The sequence below is a fragment of the Burkholderia sp. BCC1977 genome (assembly GCF_905339595.1).
In the GTDB taxonomy this organism is placed as follows: domain Bacteria; phylum Pseudomonadota; class Gammaproteobacteria; order Burkholderiales; family Burkholderiaceae; genus Burkholderia.
Genome location: NZ_CAJPGQ010000073.1, coordinates 1 through 18,553, shown reverse-complemented (window position 1 = coordinate 18,553; position 18,553 = coordinate 1). Strand labels below are relative to the sequence as shown.

General features: G+C 65.3%; 20 protein-coding genes. 7 read left to right on the top strand and 13 right to left on the bottom strand.

The genetic code is table 11. The features are described from left to right. Nucleotides 1-37: 37 nt before the first annotated feature. On the bottom strand, nucleotides 38-1,237 hold the full coding sequence (locus tag U5771_RS33645) for an amino acid aminotransferase (protein WP_322027930.1): 1,200 nt from the start codon (nucleotides 1,235-1,237) through the stop codon (nucleotides 38-40). Nucleotides 1,238-1,487: 250 nt separating this feature from the next. Between U5771_RS33645 and uvrB the strand changes: the two genes are divergently transcribed. From uvrB to U5771_RS33620, 5 genes are all read left to right on the top strand, one after another. After that, the gene (gene uvrB, locus U5771_RS33640) at nucleotides 1,488-3,578 is read left to right on the top strand and encodes an excinuclease ABC subunit UvrB (RefSeq protein WP_322027929.1); all 2,091 of its coding nucleotides are present in this window, start codon (nucleotides 1,488-1,490) and stop codon (nucleotides 3,576-3,578) included. A 219-nt stretch (nucleotides 3,579-3,797) separates the two neighbouring features. Then, nucleotides 3,798-4,349 (top strand): iron transporter, encoded by a 552-nt coding sequence (locus tag U5771_RS33635; RefSeq protein ID WP_124489781.1) that lies wholly within the window; start codon nucleotides 3,798-3,800, stop codon nucleotides 4,347-4,349. Nucleotides 4,350-4,404: 55 nt separating this feature from the next. Further along, nucleotides 4,405-4,737 carry a cupredoxin domain-containing protein gene (locus U5771_RS33630; protein ID WP_057929471.1) on the top strand — a complete coding sequence of 111 codons (333 nt, stop codon included), beginning with the start codon at nucleotides 4,405-4,407 and terminating at the stop codon, nucleotides 4,735-4,737. Nucleotides 4,738-4,795: 58 nt separating this feature from the next. Continuing rightward, nucleotides 4,796-5,638 (top strand): FTR1 family iron permease, encoded by an 843-nt coding sequence (locus tag U5771_RS33625; RefSeq protein WP_322027928.1) that lies wholly within the window; start codon nucleotides 4,796-4,798, stop codon nucleotides 5,636-5,638. Then, nucleotides 5,635-7,032, top strand: a complete 1,398-nt coding sequence (locus tag U5771_RS33620) for a 4Fe-4S binding protein (protein ID WP_322027927.1) — start codon at nucleotides 5,635-5,637, stop codon at nucleotides 7,030-7,032. The genes U5771_RS33625 and U5771_RS33620 overlap by 4 nt, the downstream gene beginning before the upstream one ends. Before the next feature lie 334 nt (nucleotides 7,033-7,366). Here the strand turns inward: U5771_RS33620 and hemP are convergent, their stop codons facing one another. From hemP to U5771_RS33605, 3 genes are all read right to left on the bottom strand, one after another. Then, nucleotides 7,367-7,612, bottom strand: coding sequence for a hemin uptake protein HemP (gene hemP / locus U5771_RS33615; protein ID WP_039322336.1), 246 nt, complete (start codon nucleotides 7,610-7,612; stop codon nucleotides 7,367-7,369). Nucleotides 7,613-7,749: 137 nt separating this feature from the next. Further along, complete coding sequence (locus tag U5771_RS33610) at nucleotides 7,750-8,232, bottom strand: SRPBCC family protein (RefSeq protein ID WP_322027926.1); 483 nt, start codon at nucleotides 8,230-8,232, stop codon at nucleotides 7,750-7,752. A 99-nt stretch (nucleotides 8,233-8,331) separates the two neighbouring features. Continuing rightward, a complete protein-coding gene (locus U5771_RS33605) occupies nucleotides 8,332-9,204 on the bottom strand; it encodes a pirin family protein (protein WP_322027925.1) in 873 nt (290 codons plus the stop codon). Between the two features lie 122 nt (nucleotides 9,205-9,326). Between U5771_RS33605 and U5771_RS33600 the strand changes: the two genes are divergently transcribed. After that, nucleotides 9,327-10,304: a LysR family transcriptional regulator gene (locus U5771_RS33600; protein ID WP_322027924.1), complete on the top strand. Its 978-nt coding sequence runs from the start codon at nucleotides 9,327-9,329 to the stop codon at nucleotides 10,302-10,304. Between the two features lie 394 nt (nucleotides 10,305-10,698). Here the strand turns inward: U5771_RS33600 and U5771_RS33595 are convergent, their stop codons facing one another. The 9 genes from U5771_RS33595 to U5771_RS33555 form a co-directional block, all read right to left on the bottom strand. Next, entirely contained in the window at nucleotides 10,699-11,127 is a 429-nt protein-coding gene (locus U5771_RS33595) for an ExbD/TolR family protein (protein WP_006754473.1), read from the bottom strand. 13 nt (nucleotides 11,128-11,140) lie between these two features. Continuing rightward, nucleotides 11,141-11,872 carry a MotA/TolQ/ExbB proton channel family protein gene (locus U5771_RS33590; protein ID WP_322027923.1) on the bottom strand — a complete coding sequence of 244 codons (732 nt, stop codon included), beginning with the start codon at nucleotides 11,870-11,872 and terminating at the stop codon, nucleotides 11,141-11,143. Between the two features lie 34 nt (nucleotides 11,873-11,906). After that, on the bottom strand, nucleotides 11,907-12,635 hold the full coding sequence (locus tag U5771_RS33585; RefSeq protein ID WP_322027922.1) for an energy transducer TonB: 729 nt from the start codon (nucleotides 12,633-12,635) through the stop codon (nucleotides 11,907-11,909). Between the two features lie 217 nt (nucleotides 12,636-12,852). Beyond that, nucleotides 12,853-13,089, bottom strand: coding sequence for a bacterioferritin-associated ferredoxin (locus tag U5771_RS33580; RefSeq protein ID WP_011885486.1), 237 nt, complete (start codon nucleotides 13,087-13,089; stop codon nucleotides 12,853-12,855). A 150-nt stretch (nucleotides 13,090-13,239) separates the two neighbouring features. Continuing rightward, a complete protein-coding gene (gene murI / locus U5771_RS33575; RefSeq protein ID WP_322027921.1) occupies nucleotides 13,240-14,103 on the bottom strand; it encodes a glutamate racemase in 864 nt (287 codons plus the stop codon). A gap of 37 nt (nucleotides 14,104-14,140) precedes the next feature. Further along, a complete protein-coding gene (gene bfr, locus U5771_RS33570) occupies nucleotides 14,141-14,617 on the bottom strand; it encodes a bacterioferritin (RefSeq protein WP_011352652.1) in 477 nt (158 codons plus the stop codon). A gap of 193 nt (nucleotides 14,618-14,810) precedes the next feature. Then, on the bottom strand, nucleotides 14,811-16,334 hold the full coding sequence (locus tag U5771_RS33565; RefSeq protein ID WP_011657442.1) for a fumarate hydratase: 1,524 nt from the start codon (nucleotides 16,332-16,334) through the stop codon (nucleotides 14,811-14,813). Between the two features lie 34 nt (nucleotides 16,335-16,368). Further along, on the bottom strand, nucleotides 16,369-16,974 hold the full coding sequence (locus U5771_RS33560; RefSeq protein WP_322027920.1) for a TIGR00645 family protein: 606 nt from the start codon (nucleotides 16,972-16,974) through the stop codon (nucleotides 16,369-16,371). A gap of 113 nt (nucleotides 16,975-17,087) precedes the next feature. Beyond that, nucleotides 17,088-18,005 carry a DMT family transporter gene (locus U5771_RS33555; RefSeq protein ID WP_322027919.1) on the bottom strand — a complete coding sequence of 306 codons (918 nt, stop codon included), beginning with the start codon at nucleotides 18,003-18,005 and terminating at the stop codon, nucleotides 17,088-17,090. 328 nt (nucleotides 18,006-18,333) lie between these two features. Between U5771_RS33555 and U5771_RS33550 the strand changes: the two genes are divergently transcribed. After that, nucleotides 18,334-18,553 (top strand): acetyl-coenzyme A synthetase N-terminal domain-containing protein (locus tag U5771_RS33550; protein WP_322027918.1); only part of this gene is annotated, 220 nt, incomplete at its 3' end.

Sequence of the window (18,553 nt, the reverse complement as noted above, 5' to 3'; positions counted from 1 at the left end):
GTTTCGGCAGGGCGGGCTGCCGCCCGCAGACGCCGACTTACTTCAGGACCGCCGCGACTGCATTGGCGACCGCGTCGAGGTTGCGCGTGTTCAGCGCTGCAACGCAGATCCGGCCGGTGCCGACTGCGTAGATGCCGAACTCATCGCGCAGGCGATCGACTTGCGCCGAGGTCAGGCCCGAATACGAGAACATCCCGCGCTGCGCGTTGATGAAGCTGAAGTCGCGATCGACACCGCTCGCCTTCAGGCGCTCGACGAGACCGTTGCGCATCGCGCGGATGCGGTCGCGCATTTCGCCGAGTTCCTGCACCCACGAAGCGTGCAGTTCCGGCGATGCGAGCACGGCCGCGACGACCGCGCCGCCATGGGTCGGCGGGTTCGAGTAGTTCGTGCGGATCACGCGCTTCAGTTGCGACAGCACGCGCGTCGCTTCTTCCTTGCTCGACGTGATGATCGACAGCGCGCCGACGCGCTCGCCATACAGCGAGAACGACTTCGAGAACGACGACGACACGAACGCATTCAGGTCGGCCGCGGCAAACAGACGCACCGCGGCGGCATCGGCCTCGATGTTCTCGCCGAAGCCCTGGTAGGCCATGTCGAGGAACGGCACGAGGTTGCGCGCCTTGACGACGTCGACGACCTGCTGCCATTGCGCTTCGGTCAGGTCCACGCCGGTCGGGTTGTGGCAGCACGCGTGCAGCACGACGATCGTGCCTGCCGCATAGCCGTTCAGCGCCGACAGCATGCCTTCGAAGTTCACGCCGTTGGTGGCGGCGTCGTAGTACGGGTATGCGACGACTTCGAAGCCGGCCGCTTCGAACAGCGCGCGGTGGTTTTCCCAGCTCGGATCGCTGATCGCGACCTTCGCGTTCGGGTTCACGGTGCGCAGGAAGTCGGCGCCGATCTTCAGTGCGCCGGTGCCGCCCAGTGCCTGCGCCGTGACCACACGGCCCGCGGCGATCAGCGGCGAATCGTTGCCGAGCAGCAGCTTCTGCACCGCTGCGTCGTACGCGGCGATCCCGTCGATCGGCAGGTAGCCGCGCGGCAGACCGGCGTCGACACGGGCCTTTTCCGCTTCGCGAACGGCGCGCAGCAGCGGAATCTTGCCTTCTTCGTTCGTGTACACACCGACGCCGAGGTTGACCTTGGTCGGGCGCGTATCGGCGTTGAAGGCTTCGTTCAGGCCCAGGATCGGGTCGCGGGGAGCAAGCTGGACAGCGGAGAAGAGCGACATGATGATTCGGCAGTAGTGAAAAGAGGGTCAGGCTTTCAGCCGGCGGGGCGGGCGCAGCGGACCGCGCGCCAACGGGCACGGCGCCGGAAAGCGCAGCAGCCTGATATTGTAGCGAATTCACGCTGCCGGAGGCGGCGATTGCGCGGCGAATTGCGATTTCGGACGGTTGCCGCGCGTCAGGAGCCGTCAGCGGTTCGCAACGCCGCGAAGCGCTAGAATAGTTTTTTTGCCCTCGCTCCGGCCGCACTCCATGTCCGAACATCACGCCGAAGTCGGCGACGCGCTCGACGAATCGAAATTCGTGACCTTCGAAGGGTCGCCGTTCCAGTTGTACCAACCGTATCCGCCCGCAGGCGACCAGCCGACCGCGATCGAAACGCTCGTCGAAGGTGTCGGCGACGGCCTCGCATTCCAGACGCTGCTCGGTGTGACCGGTTCGGGCAAGACCTTCACGATGGCGAACACGATCGCGCGGCTCGGCCGCCCGGCGATCGTGTTCGCGCCGAACAAGACGCTCGCGGCGCAGCTCTACGCGGAGTTCCGCGAGTTCTTCCCGCGCAACGCGGTCGAGTACTTCGTGTCGTACTACGACTATTACCAGCCGGAAGCGTACGTGCCGCAGCGCGACCTGTTCATCGAGAAGGATTCGTCGATCAACGAGCACATCGAGCAAATGCGGCTGTCGGCGACCAAGAGCCTGATGGAGCGTCGCGACGTGGTGATCGTCGCGACGGTGTCGGCGATCTACGGTATCGGCAACCCGTCCGAATACCACCAGATGATCCTGACGCTGCGCACCGGCGACAAGCTCGGCCAGCGCGACGTGATCGCGCGGCTGATCGCGATGCAGTACTCGCGCAACGAACAGGACTTCCAGCGCGGCACGTTCCGCGTGCGCGGCGACACGATCGACATCTTCCCGGCCGAGCACGCTGAGCTGGCCGTGCGCATCGAGCTGTTCGACGACGAGGTCGAGACGCTGCAGCTGTTCGACCCGCTGACCGGGCGCGTGCGGCAGAAGATTCCGCGCTTCACCGTGTATCCGTCGTCGCACTATGTGACACCGCGCGACACCGTGATGCGTGCGGTCGAGACGATCAAGGACGAATTGCGCGAGCGCCTCGAGTTCTTCCACGGCGACGGCAAGCTCGTCGAGGCGCAGCGTCTGGAGCAGCGCACGCGCTTCGATCTCGAGATGCTGCAGGAGCTCGGCTTCTGCAAGGGCATCGAGAACTACTCGCGGCACTTCTCGGGTGCCGCGCCCGGCGAGCCGCCACCGACGCTCGTCGACTACCTGCCGCCCGACGCACTGATGCTGCTCGACGAATCGCACGTGCTGATCGGCCAGTTGAACGGCATGTACAACGGCGACCGCGCGCGCAAGGAAAACCTCGTCAACTACGGCTTCCGGCTGCCGTCGGCGCTGGACAACCGGCCGCTCAAGTTCCCGGAGTTCGAACGCAAGATGCGCCAGGTGGTGTTCGTGTCGGCGACGCCCGCCGACTACGAGCAGCGTGTGACGGGGCAGGTGGCCGAGCAGGTGGTGCGGCCGACCGGGCTCGTCGATCCGGAAATCGAAGTGCGCCCGGCAAGCTCGCAGGTGGACGACGTGCTGACCGAGATCAACGCGCGCGTGAACGCCGGCGAGCGCGTGCTGATCACCGTGCTGACGAAGCGGATGGCCGAGCAGCTCACCGAGTTCCTGGCCGACCACGGCGTCAAGGTGCGCTACCTGCACAGCGACATCGACACGGTGGAGCGGGTCGAGATCATCCGCGACCTGCGGCTCGGCACGTTCGACGTGCTGGTCGGGATCAACCTGCTGCGCGAAGGCCTCGACATTCCGGAAGTGTCGCTCGTCGCGATTCTCGACGCGGACAAGGAAGGCTTCCTGCGCGCCGAGCGCTCGCTGATCCAGACGATCGGCCGCGCGGCGCGCAACGTGAACGGCAAGGCGATCCTCTATGCCGACACGATGACCGAATCGATGAAGCGCGCGATCGGCGAGACCGAGCGGCGCCGCGCGAAGCAGATCGCGCACAACGAGAAGATGGGCATCACGCCGCGCGGCGTCGTGAAGCGCATCAAGGACATCATCGACGGCGTCTACAACGCCGACGACGCGCGCGCCGAGCTGAAGGAAGCGCAGCAACGCGCGAAGTTCGAGGACATGTCGGAAAAGCAGATCGCGAAAGAGATCAAGCGTCTCGAAAAGCAGATGGCCGACTACGCGAAGAACCTCGAGTTCGAAAAGGCCGCGGCGACGCGCGACCAGCTTGCGCTGCTGCGTGAACGCGTGTTCGGCGCGAACGTGGGCGACCACGTCAACGGCGGCCGGTAAATCTTTCCAAACGTCACTGAAACCTTTCGGTAACACCGTTGTAAGCCTTGTCGGATCAGGGGTTTACACGGTGTCTCGTTTGTTCCGAAGCCGGTTCGGTGCTAAACTCCGCAAGTATTGAGAATAGTTCGCATTAACGTTATTCGTTGCGTTAGTGTTTCCGGCGCGCGGTCGTGGCGGGCGGCGCGCAAGTCACCAGACAAATAACAAGGAGTGTCCATGTTGGGTTCTTCGTTCATCCGCACGTCGGTTGCGGTAGCGGCGGCGCTTGCCGCGATGTCGGCAACGGCAGCCGAATATCCGATCGGCAAGCAGCAGATCCAGGGCGGCATGGAAATCGGCGCGGTGTACCTGCAGCCGATCTCGATGGATCCGGAAGGGATGATGCGCAAGGCGTCTGATTCCGACATCCACCTCGAGGCCGACATCCACGCGGTCAAGAACAACCCGACGGGTTTCGCGGAAGGCGACTGGATGCCGTACCTGCAGGTCACGTACAAGCTGACGAAGCAGGGTGACACGAAGTGGAAGGCCGAAGGCGACCTGATGGGCATGGTCGCGAGCGACGGCCCGCACTACGGCGACAACGTGAAGCTGGCCGGCCCGGGCAAGTACCACCTGACGATGACCGTCAAGCCGCCGATGCAGTCGGGCCACATGGCGTTCGGCCGTCACGTCGACAAGGAAACGGGCGTGGGCGCGTGGTTCAAGCCCATCACCCTCGAATACGACTTCCCGTTCGCCGGCATCGGCAAGAAGGGCGGGTACTGATCGGTGGCATCACGGACGGCGCGCTTCGGCGCGCCGTCGGCGTAGAGAACCCAGAATGAAATTTCCCCAGAAAATCGTCGCCGCAGCCGCCGCGCTGTGGCTCGCCGGCGCGGCGCATGCCGCCGATCTGCCGACGTTCAAGCTCGAGATGACGGACGGCAAGCTGAATCCCGCCCGTATCGAAGTGCCGGCCGGCCAGCGCTTCAAGATCGAGATCAAGAATACCGGCAAGGGCGCCGCCGAATTCGAGAGCGTGCAGTTGCGCAAGGAGAAGGTGCTCGCGCCGGGCGCCGATTCGTTCGTGGTCGTCGCCCCGCTGTCGCCGGGCGAATACAAGTTTTTCGACGATTTCCACCAGCAGGCACAGGGCGTGATCGTCGCGAAGTAATGCGTTTTATCTGCGGGCGGGCATACGCATGCGGTGCCCCGCACGTCAGGAGAATTCAATGGGTCAGATCTTGTTCATCGTCTGGCGGGAGAGCGTCGAAGCGCTGCTCGTCGTCGGCATCCTCTATGCATGGCTGAAGAACGGCGACGACGACGCGCGCCGCGGCCTGCCCTTTCTGTGGACGGGCGTGGCAGTCGGCCTGCTGATGGCCGTCGGTCTGGGCGCCGCGCTCGTCGGCTTCACCGAAGTGCTGTCCGGCGACGCGCAGGACTATTTCCAGACCGCGATGGTGCTGATCGCGTGCGTGCTGATCGTGCAGATGGTGCTGTGGATGCGCCGGCACGGCCGCACGTTGAAGCGTGACATGGAGCAGTCGCTGCAGCAGAGCACGCGCGATTCGAACTGGTGGGGCGTCGCCGTGCTGGTCGCGCTTGCGATCGCACGCGAAGGCAGCGAGACGGTGATCTTCCTGTACGGCCTCGGTTTCGGCCAGTCGGGGCACGTGGACGGCGGCCAGATGTTCGCGGTCGTGATCGGCCTCGGCCTCGCGTTCCTCACGTTCTATCTGCTGCAGCTCGGCGGCAAGTACTTCTCGTGGCGGCATTTCTTCCGCGTCACCGAAGTGATGCTGCTGTTCCTCGGTGCGGGCCTGTTCCAGACCGGCGTCGACAAGCTGATCGACAAGGAAATCCTGCCGCTCGGCATCTCGCAAGTGTGGGACACGTCGGGGATCCTCGATGATTCCGGCACGTTCGGTTCGCTCGTCGCGACGCTGACCGGTTATCGCGCGCACCCGGCGCTGACCAACCTGATCGCCTACGCGGTGTACTGGGCGGTGGTCTGGCTGCTGATGAAGCGCGCGAGCCGCCGTCCGGTCGTTCCTGCAGGTCGAGCGGCATGAGCGTTGTCGCCGCAGCCAAGCCGGGCTGGCTCGCGCAGGCCGGCCAGTGGATGCAGCGCCACGGCGCGGTGATCCGCGGCATCCAGTGGGTCGTCGTCGGCGTCTACGCATTCCTGATCATCGTGCCGGCGGTGTTGCCGCTGCCGGACGATTCCGCGCACCTGTGGAGCAATCTCACGCTGATCGCGCAGTTCGTGTTCTGGGGCATCTGGTGGCCGTTCGTGCTGCTGTCGATGGTGATGCTCGGCCGCGTCTGGTGCGGCGTGCTGTGCCCGGAAGGCGCGCTGACCGAATATGCGAGCAAGTTCGGCCGCGGCGGCGCGATTCCGCGCTGGATGCGGTGGGGCGGCTGGCCGTTCGTCGCGTTCGGGCTCACGACGATCTACGGGCAGATGGTGAGCGTGTACCAGTACCCGCTCGCGGTGCTGTTCGTGCTCGGCGGCTCGACCGTCGGTGCGATCGTGATCGGCGTGCTGTACGGTCGCGAGAAGCGCGTGTGGTGCAAGTATCTGTGCCCGGTCAATGGTGTGTTCGGGCTGCTCGCGCGGCTCGCGCCGATGCGCTACAAGGTCGACGAGGATGCCTGGCGTCGCTCGTACAAGAACGGCGAGCACGGGCATCGCGTGATTCCGATCAATTGCGCGCCGCTCGTGCCGTTGCGCAACATGAAGGGCGCCGCCGCATGCCACATGTGCGGCCGCTGCAGCGGGCACCGCGACGCTATCGCGCTGTCGTGGCGCTCGCCGTCCGACGAGGTCGTGAGCCTCGGCGCGCAGCAGGCGAATCCGTGGGACACGGCGCTGATCCTGTACGGCCTGCTCGGCGTCGCGATCGGTGCGTTCCACTGGACCGTCAGCCCGTGGTTCGTGCAGATCAAGCAGTGGCTCGCGGGCTGGCTGATCGACCGCGACATCACGTGGCCGCTCGAGACCAATGCGCCGTGGTTCCTGCTCACGCACTATCCGGATCGCAACGACGTGTTCTCGTGGCTCGACGGCGGGCTGATCGTCGGCTACATCGTCGGCACGGGGCTCGTGTACGGCACCGCGCTGCTCGTGCTGCTGGCCGGCGCGACGCTGATGCTCGGCCGTTTCGACCGCGTGCGTCTCCATCATCTCGCGCAGGCGCTGATCCCGATCGCGGGCGCCGGCGTGTTCCTCGGGCTGTCGGCGACGACGCTGTCGCTGCTGCGGGCCGAGCACGTGCCGCTCGGCTGGGCAACCGACGTGCGCATCGCGATTCTGGTCGGCGCGAACGCATGGAGTGCCTGGCTCGCATGGAAGGTGACGGGGCGCTATGCGGCATGGCCGCGCCGGCTGGCTGCATTCGCGTGGTTCGCGGCCGGCCTGGCCGTGGTCGACAGCGCCTGGTGGCTGATGTTCTGGGGTTTCTGATGCGGTCTTGAAGGCCCTTGCGGCCGCGTTCCGGATCGGCAGGCGAGGGTGTTCCGCTGCCGGGTTCCGGAACGCGCTGAAGCCGCAGTGCCGACAGTCGCGATGCTTGTTCCTTTTTCCTTTGCATCCGTGCCGGTGCCCTAACAAAAAAGCGACACGTCCTTCGACGTGTCGCTTTTTTTCTTCCTTGTGCGAGAACCAAAAAAGTGGCTTGGCTTGCTGCAACGGCTGCTTGAGTGTGTTTGCACGAAGGGGTCTAGATCTCGCGTGCAAGCCGTTACGCTGGCTACTGCCCAACACCTCTCAGGGAGGTGGTCCCCACAATACTCTGTCGTTACTTCGTCAGGATCAGTTTGCCGAGCCGCGTGGCCCGCAACTGATATGTCTCTCCGTTATGCGCGATGCTGATGTGGCTGTGGCCTTGCAGCAGCGCATCGCTGCTGAGGGTCCGGGTGCCGGCATCGCGGCTACCGGCGGGTTTCGCCGGTGTCGTGACCGCTGCCGTCTTCTGACGGTTGGCGCTTGCGGTGCCGGTCGTGCGGCGCAAGGTCAGCGTGGTCGGGCGCGTGGTGTCGGTCATTCGGTTGATCGGTGACTGTCGATACGATGGAATGAATTCTAAATGATAACTATTCCCATTTACAAAAACTCTTTATCGATCGATGTGGCGAATCCGATAGCTTGAATCAAAGGGCGGCCCGCAGGCCGCCGTCGACGTCAGTGGAGCGGGTCGGGGTTCTTGCGTCCCTGTGCGTATTCGCGGATCAGGCGCACCGTGTCGATGTCCGACGTGCGATACGCTTCCTTGACGATGCCGTGCGTCTGGCGCGCTTCCTCGCTGTCGTCCGCCACGGTCAGCGTCGTGCGGTATTCGAAGCGCAGGAACAGCTCGTGATCGTCGCGCTCCTCGATCGTCATCGTCAGCGAGCCGCCGATTTCGCCGCCGGCCGCATGGATGTCGTAGCGCACCTGCTGGTTCGGGGTGAACGTCACGCGGTCGCGCACGGTCGCATGCCCGTAGTGCAGCTCGCGTTCGAGCGTGGTGTCTGTCCGTTCGTGGACGACGCAGCTGTCGAGGCCGATCACGAACAGCTGCGGCTGTTCGGCGCGCAGCACGAGGCCTTCCCACAGTTGGTCGCGGGTCAGGGACGGCACGGCCGGGTCGTCGGAGTTGATCTGGATCAGATGTTCGAAGTTCAAGGGGACGGGTTCCTTCTGGTGGCGGGCAGCCACATGGCTCAAGAAGTCATTGTGACGCAAAATGAGCCGTGTCGCGGCACCTGCGCCCCCGATCGGGCGTTACGCTTCGATGCGGCCCATGCGGCCGGTCTGGTAGTCGACGACCGCCTGCCGGATCTCTTCCTCGGTATTCATCACGAACGGGCCATAGCGGACGATCGGCTCGTTGAGCGGCACGCCGCCGATCAACAGCAGGTCGAGCGGCGTATCGCCGGCTTCGAACGTCACCGCGTCGCCATCGTCACCGTAGACGATCATGTGCCGTGCGTCGACGGGCTGCCTGTCGGGCCCGTAGCGGCCCGCTCCGTCGAGCGGGTAGGCGAATACGCGATACCCCGGCGGCACCGGCTGCGTGACCGTTGCGCCCGGTTGCAGCGTGAAATGCTGGTAGAGGATCGGTGTCCGCGTCTCGATCGCGGCGCGCACGCCGAATGCCTCGCCGGCGATCACGCGGACCTGTGCGCGGCCGTCCGGCGACGTCGCGCTCGGGATGCGGTCGGCCGAGATCTCCTGGTAGCGCGGTGCGATCAGCTTGTCGCGCCGCGGCAGGTTGACCCACAGCTGGAAGCCGTGCGAGCGTCCGCCTGCCTGCGCGAACTCGGGATCCGGCATTTCGCTGTGCACGACGCCCGCGCCGGCCGTCATCCACTGCACGTCGCCGGGCCCGAGCGTGCCGGCATGGCCGGCCGAGTCGCGATGGCGAAAGCGCCCGTCGAGCACGTAGGTCACTGTTTCGAAGCCGCGATGCGGATGGTCGGGCGCGCCCTTGGCTTCGCCAGGGGCATAGTCGACGGGGCCCATTTCATCGAGCAGCAGGAACGGATCGAAATCCATCAGCAGTCGGGTCGGGAACGGGCGGTGAACCACGAAGCCGCCGCCTTCGGTCGTGCGAAGCGCGGGGTACGTGCGGTCAAGCGAGCGAGCGGTCGTCATGCAAAAGCCCTCGATGTCATCGGAATAGCGTTATTTTTGAAACATAGCGCTATTATATTGGGCGTTTTACCGTCCGATTTGCGGCGGTTCGCAATGGATTGTTCTGAAATTGGAACGATGACATGAACATCGATGCACACAACCTGAACGACCTCATGTACTTTTCGCAGGTCGTCGAACACGGCGGTTTCTCGGCGGCGGAACGCGTGCTGGGTATCTCGAAATCGCGCCTGTCGCGGCGCCTGACCGAACTCGAGGCGGCGCTCGGCGTGCGCCTGCTGCAGCGCTCGACGCGCAAGCTCGCGCTGACCGAGGCGGGGGAGCTGTTCTACCAGCATTGCCAGGCGATGCTCGCCGAAGCCCAGGCCGCGATGAATGCCGTGCAGCAGCTGCGTGCGTCGCCGCGCGGCTCGGTGCGCGTGAGCGTCCCCGTGACGCTGTCGCAGACCATGCTGTCGCGCATCCTCCCCGAATTCCTGCACCGCTATCCCGAGGTGAAGGTGCACATCCGCGTGACCAATCGCGTGATCGACCTGTTCGAGGATTCGATCGACGTCGCGTTGCGTGTGCGCTCCGAGCCGCCGCAGAACGCGAACATCGTCGTGCGGCCGCTGTGGCGGACCGAGCAGATGCTGGTCGGCGCACCGAGCCTGCTGAACCAGAATGCGCCGCCGCTCGTGCCGGACGATCTGGCGCATTTCGAGACGCTCGATACGCCGAGCGTCGACGGGCGGCACGTATTCAGCCTGATCGCGCCGGACGGCACGCGTCACTTGCACGAGCACGATCCGCGGCTCGTGACGGCCGACCTGATGACGATCCGCGAGGCCGTGCTCGACGGCCTCGGCATCGCGGCGCTGCCCGAGATGATGTACGGCAATGCGTTGCGCGCGGGGCAGTTGTCGCCGGTGATGCCGGGCTGGACGCTGCCGGTGCCGCAACTCTATGCCGTGTTCGTGTCGCGGCAGGGGATGCCGCCCGCGGTGCGCGCGTTCGTCGACTATCTGGTCGAGAAGCTCGACCACGGCGAATACAAGCAGCCGGGCTGCCCCGAGCGCGCGAAGAAGGAAGCCGCGGCGGCCGATGCTTCGGCCACCTGAATGCAAGATGGGCGTCGTGGCAAATTTGTTTTGTCATTGAAGCGCCGCCTGCAATCGCAAGTTTCAATCGCCGGGACCTTGAATGCCTACACGAGCGGGCCTATATTGAAATCCCATTTCGCGAAGGAAGTTGTGAGCGGAATCAGGTGGCCGCATATATTGTGAGCCAGATAGGGCAGAACGCGCAGTCCGTGCAGACCACGGTAGCCGCATTTGCGTTGCTCCAGGCGCAACCGATACCGCCGAAGAGCCCGCCGCCCGAAGGCGCCCGCGTGCGCATCAAAAAAGGCCTTCATCTGGCGATGAGGGCCTTTTACTTTGTGCGCGGCCGGCGAGGCGCGGCCGGCCAGGCACGGCCGCCTGGGCAACCGTCGCGTAATGAAACGCGTGTGCGTTACTTCGCCTTCGCGGTCGGCTCCGTCACGAAGCCGAGTTTTGTCAGGCCGCCGGCCTGCGCATCGGACATCACTTCGGCCACGCGTTCGTATGCAACCTTGCGATCGGCGCGCAGGTGCAACTCCGGTTGCGGCTGATGCTGGGCCGCTTCCGCGATGTGCGCCTGCAACTGCTCGCGCGTGACCGTCTGGTCGTTCCACAGGATCGTGCCGTTGCCCTGGATCGCGACGTCGACCGTCTGCGGCTTCTCGTCGACGGGCTGGCTGCTTGCGTGCGGCAGGTCGATCTTCACCGCGTGCTGCATCGCCGGGATCGTCACGAGGAAAATGATCAGGAGTACGAGCATGACGTCGACGAGCGGCGTCATGTTGATCTCGCTCATCACGCCGTCGTCGTCGTCATCGCTGAAGCCGGTGTTCATTGCCATGGTTCACCCCGTCTCAGCTGGCGCGCGTGGCAAGGCGCAGGCCGTCGCGGGTCGACGACGACGCGAGGCGTGCGCCCGTCACGAAGTATGCGTGCAGACCGTGCGCGAAGCGGCGCAGCTTGCTGACGACACCCTTGTTCGCGCGGGTCAGTGCGTTGTAGCCGAGCACCGCCGGAATCGCGACGAACAGGCCGAAGGCCGTCATGATCAGCGATTCGCCGACCGGACCCGCGACCTGGTCGATCGACGTCTGGCCGGTTGCGCCGATCGCGAGCAGCGCGTGGTAGATGCCCCAGACCGTGCCGAACAGGCCGACGAACGGCGCCGTGCTGCCGATCGACGCGAGAATCGCGAGACCGGCCTGCATGCGCGAGATGCCTTCGTCCATCGTGTCCTTCAGGCAGCGCGTGACCCAGTCCGACACGTCCATGCGGTCGTGCAGGTGCGGTTGCGTCTGATGGTGGTGATCGGCGGCTTCCTTGCCCGACAGCGCGAGCGCGAGGAACGGGTTGTCGCTCGGCGTCGATGCGGCGAGGCCGAGCTTCTTGATGCCGTCGTCGAAATCGTCCGAATGCCAGAACGCCTGCTCGGCATTCTTCGTGAGACGGTTCAGGCGAATCACGTTCCAGCCCTTGACGATGATCACGATCCACGACAGGACCGACATCACGAGCAGCGTGATCGCGATGGCGCGCGTGACGAAATCACCTTGCGCCCAGACGTGCGCGATACCGTAGCTTTGCATTTTTGTTTCCTTTGAATCTTCCGAATGAGGCGGGTTAATCGTCGAGCGTGAAGTTGAAGGGCAGCGTATGGGCGGCGCGAATCGCTTGCCCGTTCTCGATGTACGGCGGACAGGTGCTGGCGCGCGTCGCCTCGAGCGCGGCTTCGTCGAGACGCGGGTAGCCGCTGCTCTTCTGCAACTGGACGCTTTCGATCTTGCCCGTCACGCCGATGATGAAGTGAACATAGGCCGTGCCCGTTTCGCCGCGGCGGCGCGACATCGACGGATAGGTGGGCTTCACGAAATTGCAGCTGAGTGCCGATACGTTCTTCGGCGCGCTGACCTGCATCGTCTCGCGAGCCGGGCCGGGTGCGGCGGCCGGCGCAGCAGGAGCCGGTGCGGCGGGAGCGGGTGTCGGATCGGCAGCCGCCGGCGCGGGCGTCGGCGACGGGGATTGCGCGACCGGCTGAGGCGTCGGCTTGACCGCCTTCTGCACGGGCTTCGGCTCGACCTTGGGCTTCTCGCGCGGCGCGGGTTTCGATGGCGCGGGCCGCGCGGCCGATTGGACCGCGACCGGTTGGGCGGCAGGCGCCGGCGGAATGAGTTGCGCGGTGATCGACTGGACCTCGATCTCCTTCGGCGGCGGCGCGTTGCGATGGAGCCAGGCGGCCGTCAGCATGATCGCGTGTGCGGCAAGCACACCGACCGCGACGGTGATGACCCGGGGATTCATACGTGAGGCAGCCGGCAAGACACCGGCAGGAGCGGATTGCGAAGCCTGCATGTTAGCTTGAAAGAACGACGTCGCACCCGGGGCGCGGCGGGTGAATCGGTATTACTTGCGGAAGATCAGCAGCGAGATGCACACGGTGGTGACAAATCCGATCAGCAATTCCATGACAGGCTCCTTGGCAGGTAAGCCGCTGGCTCGCGTGGAAGGTGGCTTGCTGACGGTCAGACATCAAATGCGGCCGCGGCCGCATGGGTACGCTCGGCTGCGCTCAGGCGGCCTTGCGGTCGTAGAACGTCACCGGGATCGGGTGAGCGTGGTGCTCGACGCCGCACCGGCTCGCGCAGACACCTTGCTCGGCCATGAGGTCGCGGACGGACTCCTCGCACTTGCCGCAGCACGTGGCCACGCCGAGTTCGAACTGGAGTTCATCGAACGAACTCACGCCCTCGGCGAGGGACGCGCGAATCTTGCGATCGGAAACAGACTTGCACACGCAGACGATCATGATGAGTTGCGATAGCTAACGTTAATGCGAATTATTATCATTAAATTTGCGGACGTTGACAAGCCTGGGTTCGGCTTTTTTTAAAGTCATCGGACCCTTGAAGCGGAGGGTGTGGCGGGAGAGGGCGAACCGGCGGTGTGCCGGCCCGCGTCAGGCGGTCGCGCAGGCGCGCGCGTTCGGCGAGGAAATGGTGACGGATTCGACCGGCGCGTCGAGGCCGAGCAGCGACGACGCGAGTGCGCGCAGTTGCAGGCCGTCGCTCGTCGAGCAGAAACGCGGCGGTGCGGGACGCGTGCCGGCCGGCGCGCGCAGGCCGCGTTCGTCGAGCACCCGCGTGAGCTGGCGCGCGATGGCGTCGCTCGTGTCGACGATCGTCAGGCGGTCGCCTACAAGGTCACGAATCGTTTCCGTGAAGAACGGGTAGTGCGTGCAGCCGAGCACGAGCGTATCGGCGCCGTCGTCGAGCATCGGCTGCAGGTAACGCTCGAGCAACGCGCGCAAGGCGGGCGAGTTCGTGTCGCCGCGTTCGATCGCTTCGACGAGCCCGTGGCCGGGCTGGCAGATGAAGCGGCGGCCGGCGCCGTAGCGGTCGAGCAGCGCCTGGAAGCGCGGGCTGTTCAGGGTCGATTGCGTGGCGAGGACGCCCGCGACGCCGGTCGCGGACAGCGCGGCGGCCGGCTTGATGCCCGGCTCGACACCGACGAGCGGTATCGACAGGCGTTCGCGGATGGCCGCGATCGCCCGCGCCGTGGCGGTGTTGCACGCGATGACGAGCGCTTTCGCCCCTTCGCGGGCGAGCCACTCGCCGATGGCCAGCGTACGTTCCGTAATGAACGCCTCGTCGCGCGGACCGTACGGTGCATGGTGCGAATCGGCGACGTAGACGAACGACTCGCCGGGCAGGTGCGCGCGCACGGCGCGCAGCACCGACAGGCCGCCGAGCCCCGAATCGAAGATTCCGACGGGGGCGGCGGGGTGGGCCCCGGAAGCGGCTGGCTGGTTCGTCATCGTCATGCGGACGGCGAGGTGGCGGTCGTGGCGCGTGCGGCAGTTACTCGGGCGAACCCATCATCGTCTGCTGGTAGTTCTGCAGGCCGACCTTGCCGATCAGGTCGATCTGCGTTTCCAGCCAGTCGATGTGCTCTTCGGTGTCGTCGAGGATCTTTTCGAAGATCTCGCGCGACACGTAGTCACGCACCGATTCGCAGTAAGCGATCGCTTCCTTGCACGTGGACTGCGAGATCTGCTCGAGCTTCAGGTCGCACTTCAGGATCTCTTCGGTTTCCTCGCCGACCAGCAGCTTGTGCAGGTCCTGCAGGTTCGGCAGGCCGTCGAGCATGAACACGCGCTCGATCAGCCAGTCGGCGTGCTTCATTTCGCCGATCGATTCGTCGTATTCGTGCTTGCCGAGCTTCTCGAGGCCCCAGTGCTTGTACATGCGCGCATGCAGGAAGTACTGGTTGATCGCCGTGAGTTCGTTCTTCAGTTGGGCGTTCAGGTATTCGATGACTTTCTTGTCGCCTTGCATGGCTGTTCCTTGTTCAGTGGGGCTTCAGAAACCGAACGATAATCGCTCGAACGAGAAAAGCCAAGCCTCGAAGCCTTGTCGGGCCTGCCTTTTGCGGGTAATGAGAATCAGCCCTGGATAACGGGCCGCGCGCAATAATGAGAATGAGAAGTAAAAAGGCCGGACATCCGTCCGGCCTTTCGTAGCCGCGCGCTTAAGCGGTTGCGACCGGGATCTTGCCGATCTTCGCCTGCCACTCCTTCGGACCGGTCTGGTGCACCGACGTGCCCGACGAATCGACGGCCACCGTCACCGGCATGTCCTGCACGTCGAACTCGTAGATCGCTTCCATGCCGAGGTCTTCGAATGCGAGCACCTTCGCGCCGCGGATCGCCTTCGACACGAGGTAAGCCGCACCGCCGACCGCCATCAGGTATGCCGCCTTGTGCTTCTTGATCGCGTCGATCGCGACCGGGCCGCGTTCGGCCTTGCCGACCATCGAGATCAGACCGGTCTGGGCGAGCATCGTCTCGGTGAACTTGTCCATCCGCGTGGCCGTCGTCGGGCCTGCCGGGCCGACCACTTCGTCACGCACCGGATCGACCGGGCCGACGTAGTAGATCACGCGGTTCGTGAAGTCGACCGGCAGCTTCTCGCCCTTCGCGAGCATGTCGGCGATGCGCTTGTGCGCGGCGTCGCGGCCCGTGAGCATCTTGCCCGACAGCAGCAGCGTCTGGCCCGGCGCCCAGCTCGCGACTTCTTCCGGCGTCAGCGTGTTCAGGTCGACGCGCTTGCTGGTTTCGGTGTTCGGCTCCCACTGGACCTTCGGCCAGGCGTCGAGCGACGGCGCCTCGAGCTTCGCGGGGCCCGAGCCGTCGAGCACGAAGTGCGCGTGACGCGTCGCCGCGCAGTTCGGGATCAGCGCGACCGGCTTCGACGCCGCGTGCGTCGGTGCGGCCATGATCTTCACGTCGAGCACGGTCGCGAGGCCGCCGAGGCCCTGCGCGCCGATGCCGAGCGCGTTGACCTTCTCGTGCAGCTCGACGCGCAGTTCCTCGACCCAGTCCTTCGGGCCGCGCGCGATGATTTCCTGGATGTCGATCGGCTCCATCAGCGATTCCTTCGCCATCAGCATCGCCTTTTCGGCGGTGCCGCCGATGCCGATCCCGAGCATGCCCGGCGGGCACCAGCCCGCGCCCATCGTCGGGACCGTCTTCAGCACCCAGTCGACGATCGAATCGGACGGGTTCAGCATCACGAACTTCGACTTGTTCTCCGAGCCGCCGCCCTTCGCCGCGACCTGCACGTCGACCTTGTCGCCCGGCACGATCTCGTAGTGGATCACGGCCGGCGTGTTGTCCTTCGTGTTCTTGCGGGCGCCTTCCGGCGGATTGACGATCGATGCGCGCAGCACGTTGTCCGGGTGCGTGTAACCGCGGCGCACGCCTTCGTTGATCATGTCGGTGAGGCCCATCGTCGCGCCGTCCCAGCGCACGTCCATGCCGACCTTCACGAAGATCGTGACGATGCCGGTGTCCTGGCAGATCGGGCGGCGGCCTTCCGCGCACATGCGGCTGTTCGTGAGGATCTGCGCGATCGCGTCCTTCGCGGCCGGGCTCTCTTCCAGCTCGTACGCGCGGCCGAGGGCCTGGATGTAGTCGAGCGGGTGGTAGTAGCTGATGTACTGCAGCGAATCCGCGATGCTCTGGATCAGGTCTTCCTGTTTGATGACGGTCATGGCTGAGACTCTGTGGGGACTGTGGGGAATGCGTTTATGCGTTGACGGCGGCTTCGGCCGGCTTGCGGGACACGGTCGCTACGGGCGCGTGCGACTCGTGGAAATGGGCCGGGTGCGTGTGCGTCGTCAGGCGGTCGACCCACGCCATCACGAGCGCCGACACCAGGAACGACACGTGGATGATCACCTGCCACATGATCGCGTGCGTCGTGTGCTGGTCCGGGTTGATGAAGGTCTTCAGCAGGTGGATCGACGAAATGCTGATCAGCGCCATCGACAGCTTGACCTTCAGCACACCCGCGTTCACATGGTCGAGCCACTCGGGCTCGTCGGGATGGCCCTCGATGCCGAGGCGCGACACGAACGTCTCGTAGCCGCCGACGATCACCATGATCAGCAGGTTCGAGATCATCACCACGTCGATCAGGCCGAGCACCGCGAGCATCACGCTGACCTCGTCGAGGCCGGTCGCGTGCGACAGCAGGTGCCAGACTTCCTTCAGGAACAGGAACACGTAGACGGCCTGCGCGACGATCAGGCCCAGGTAAAGCGGAACCTGGAGCCAGCGGCTCATGAAGATCAGTGCGGGCAGCGGGCGCAGGGGACGACGGATGGAGCCGGGCGAATGCGGGGCAGACATATTGAAGGGTCGGGCGCTGTGCGCAGGTATCGGGGGTAATCTTGAAAAGGCGCGCTATTGTAACGCGTCGGCCGGCGCGACTGCAGCGACGCGCCGGGGCTGCCGGGGACGGATCAGGATGCGGCGGCCGGTGCGCGTTTCACGCGCAGGCTCGCGAGCACGATGCCGGTGACGACGCACGCGAGCGCGATGCCGTGCGCGAGTGTCGGACGTTCGCCGAGGAACGCGATGCCGTACGCGGCGGCGGCGACCGGCAGCACCGCGCTGAACACGCCGGCGAGGCTGCCCGGCACATGCCGGATGCCCTTCATCCAGAGCCAGAACGAGAAGATGCTGGCCGACAGCCCGTACCAGACGACGAGCGCCCATGTACCGGCCGGCACGCTCGCGTAATCGAAATGCCACAGCGCCGAGGCGCCGAGCGGCAGCATCAGGCACAGGCCGAACAGGTGCGTGTACGCGCAGATGTCGATCGGCGCGAGCGTCTGCGTGAGCCGGCGCGACAGGATCACGTAGATCGATTCGCAGCACACGGCACCGAGGATCAGCAGGTTGCCGGTCAGCGAGCCGGACGACGTGCCGCCGGCGCCGTGCGCGGACGCGCCGCCTGCGGTGCCGTTGGCGAGGTTGATCGTCACGACGCCGGCGATCGCGAGCGCGATCGACACGAGCGCACGGCCGTTCGGTTTTTCACGCAGGATCAGCCAGGCGAACAGCGCGACGATGGCCGGGATCGTGCTCGTGATCACGCCGGCCGCGACGGCGCTCGTGCGCTGCACGCCATTGAGCATCAGCAGCGTAAACATGAAAGTGCCGAAGAATGCCTGCAGGAACAGGTTCAGCCATTCCGCGCGCCGGACCGCGCGCATCTTCACCGGGCTGAACAGCGGCCACAGCACGGCGATCGCGATCACGAAGCGCAGCGTGGCGAGGATGGCGACCGGGACGAAGACGACGATGGATTTACCGATACCGACGTTGCTGCCGACAAACAGCATCGACAGGATGAGGAAGAGGGCGTAGCGATTCAAGCTGGAGTCCGGGGGGCGAGTTCAGTTAGGATTGTAGGGTCGCGTTTGTAACAGCGTAAAGCCGGCTGTCATGCAGCCGACCGCAAGGCGGCGCTGGCGTGCCAAACGGTGATGCCGCGTAAGTGACGGGTAAGTTCGAGCGCTTATCGTGGATATCGCCGGGCCGTACGTCCACCGTCGCATGACGTGGTGCGGCGCAGCATCGCGTGCAGCCTGCGGGCCGCGCGCGGGTGAGTGGGAGACAGCGGCGCGCATGCGCCGGCCAAGACGCGCGGCGCGCACGATCGCGCCGCCATGCAGAGGATTCATGTTCACCAAGGGGTAGTCGATGTCTGCGATTGAATCGGTTCTTCACGAAACCCGTCAGTTTGCGCCGCCCGAGGCGCTCGAGAAGGCGGCGACCATTTCCGGCATGCCGGCCTACCGCGCGCTGGCCGCCGAGGCCGAGCAGGATTACGAAGGCTTCTGGGGGCGGCTCGCACGCGAGGGTCTCAGCTGGCACAAGCCGTTCACGAAGGTGCTCGACGAGCGCGACGCGCCGTTCTACC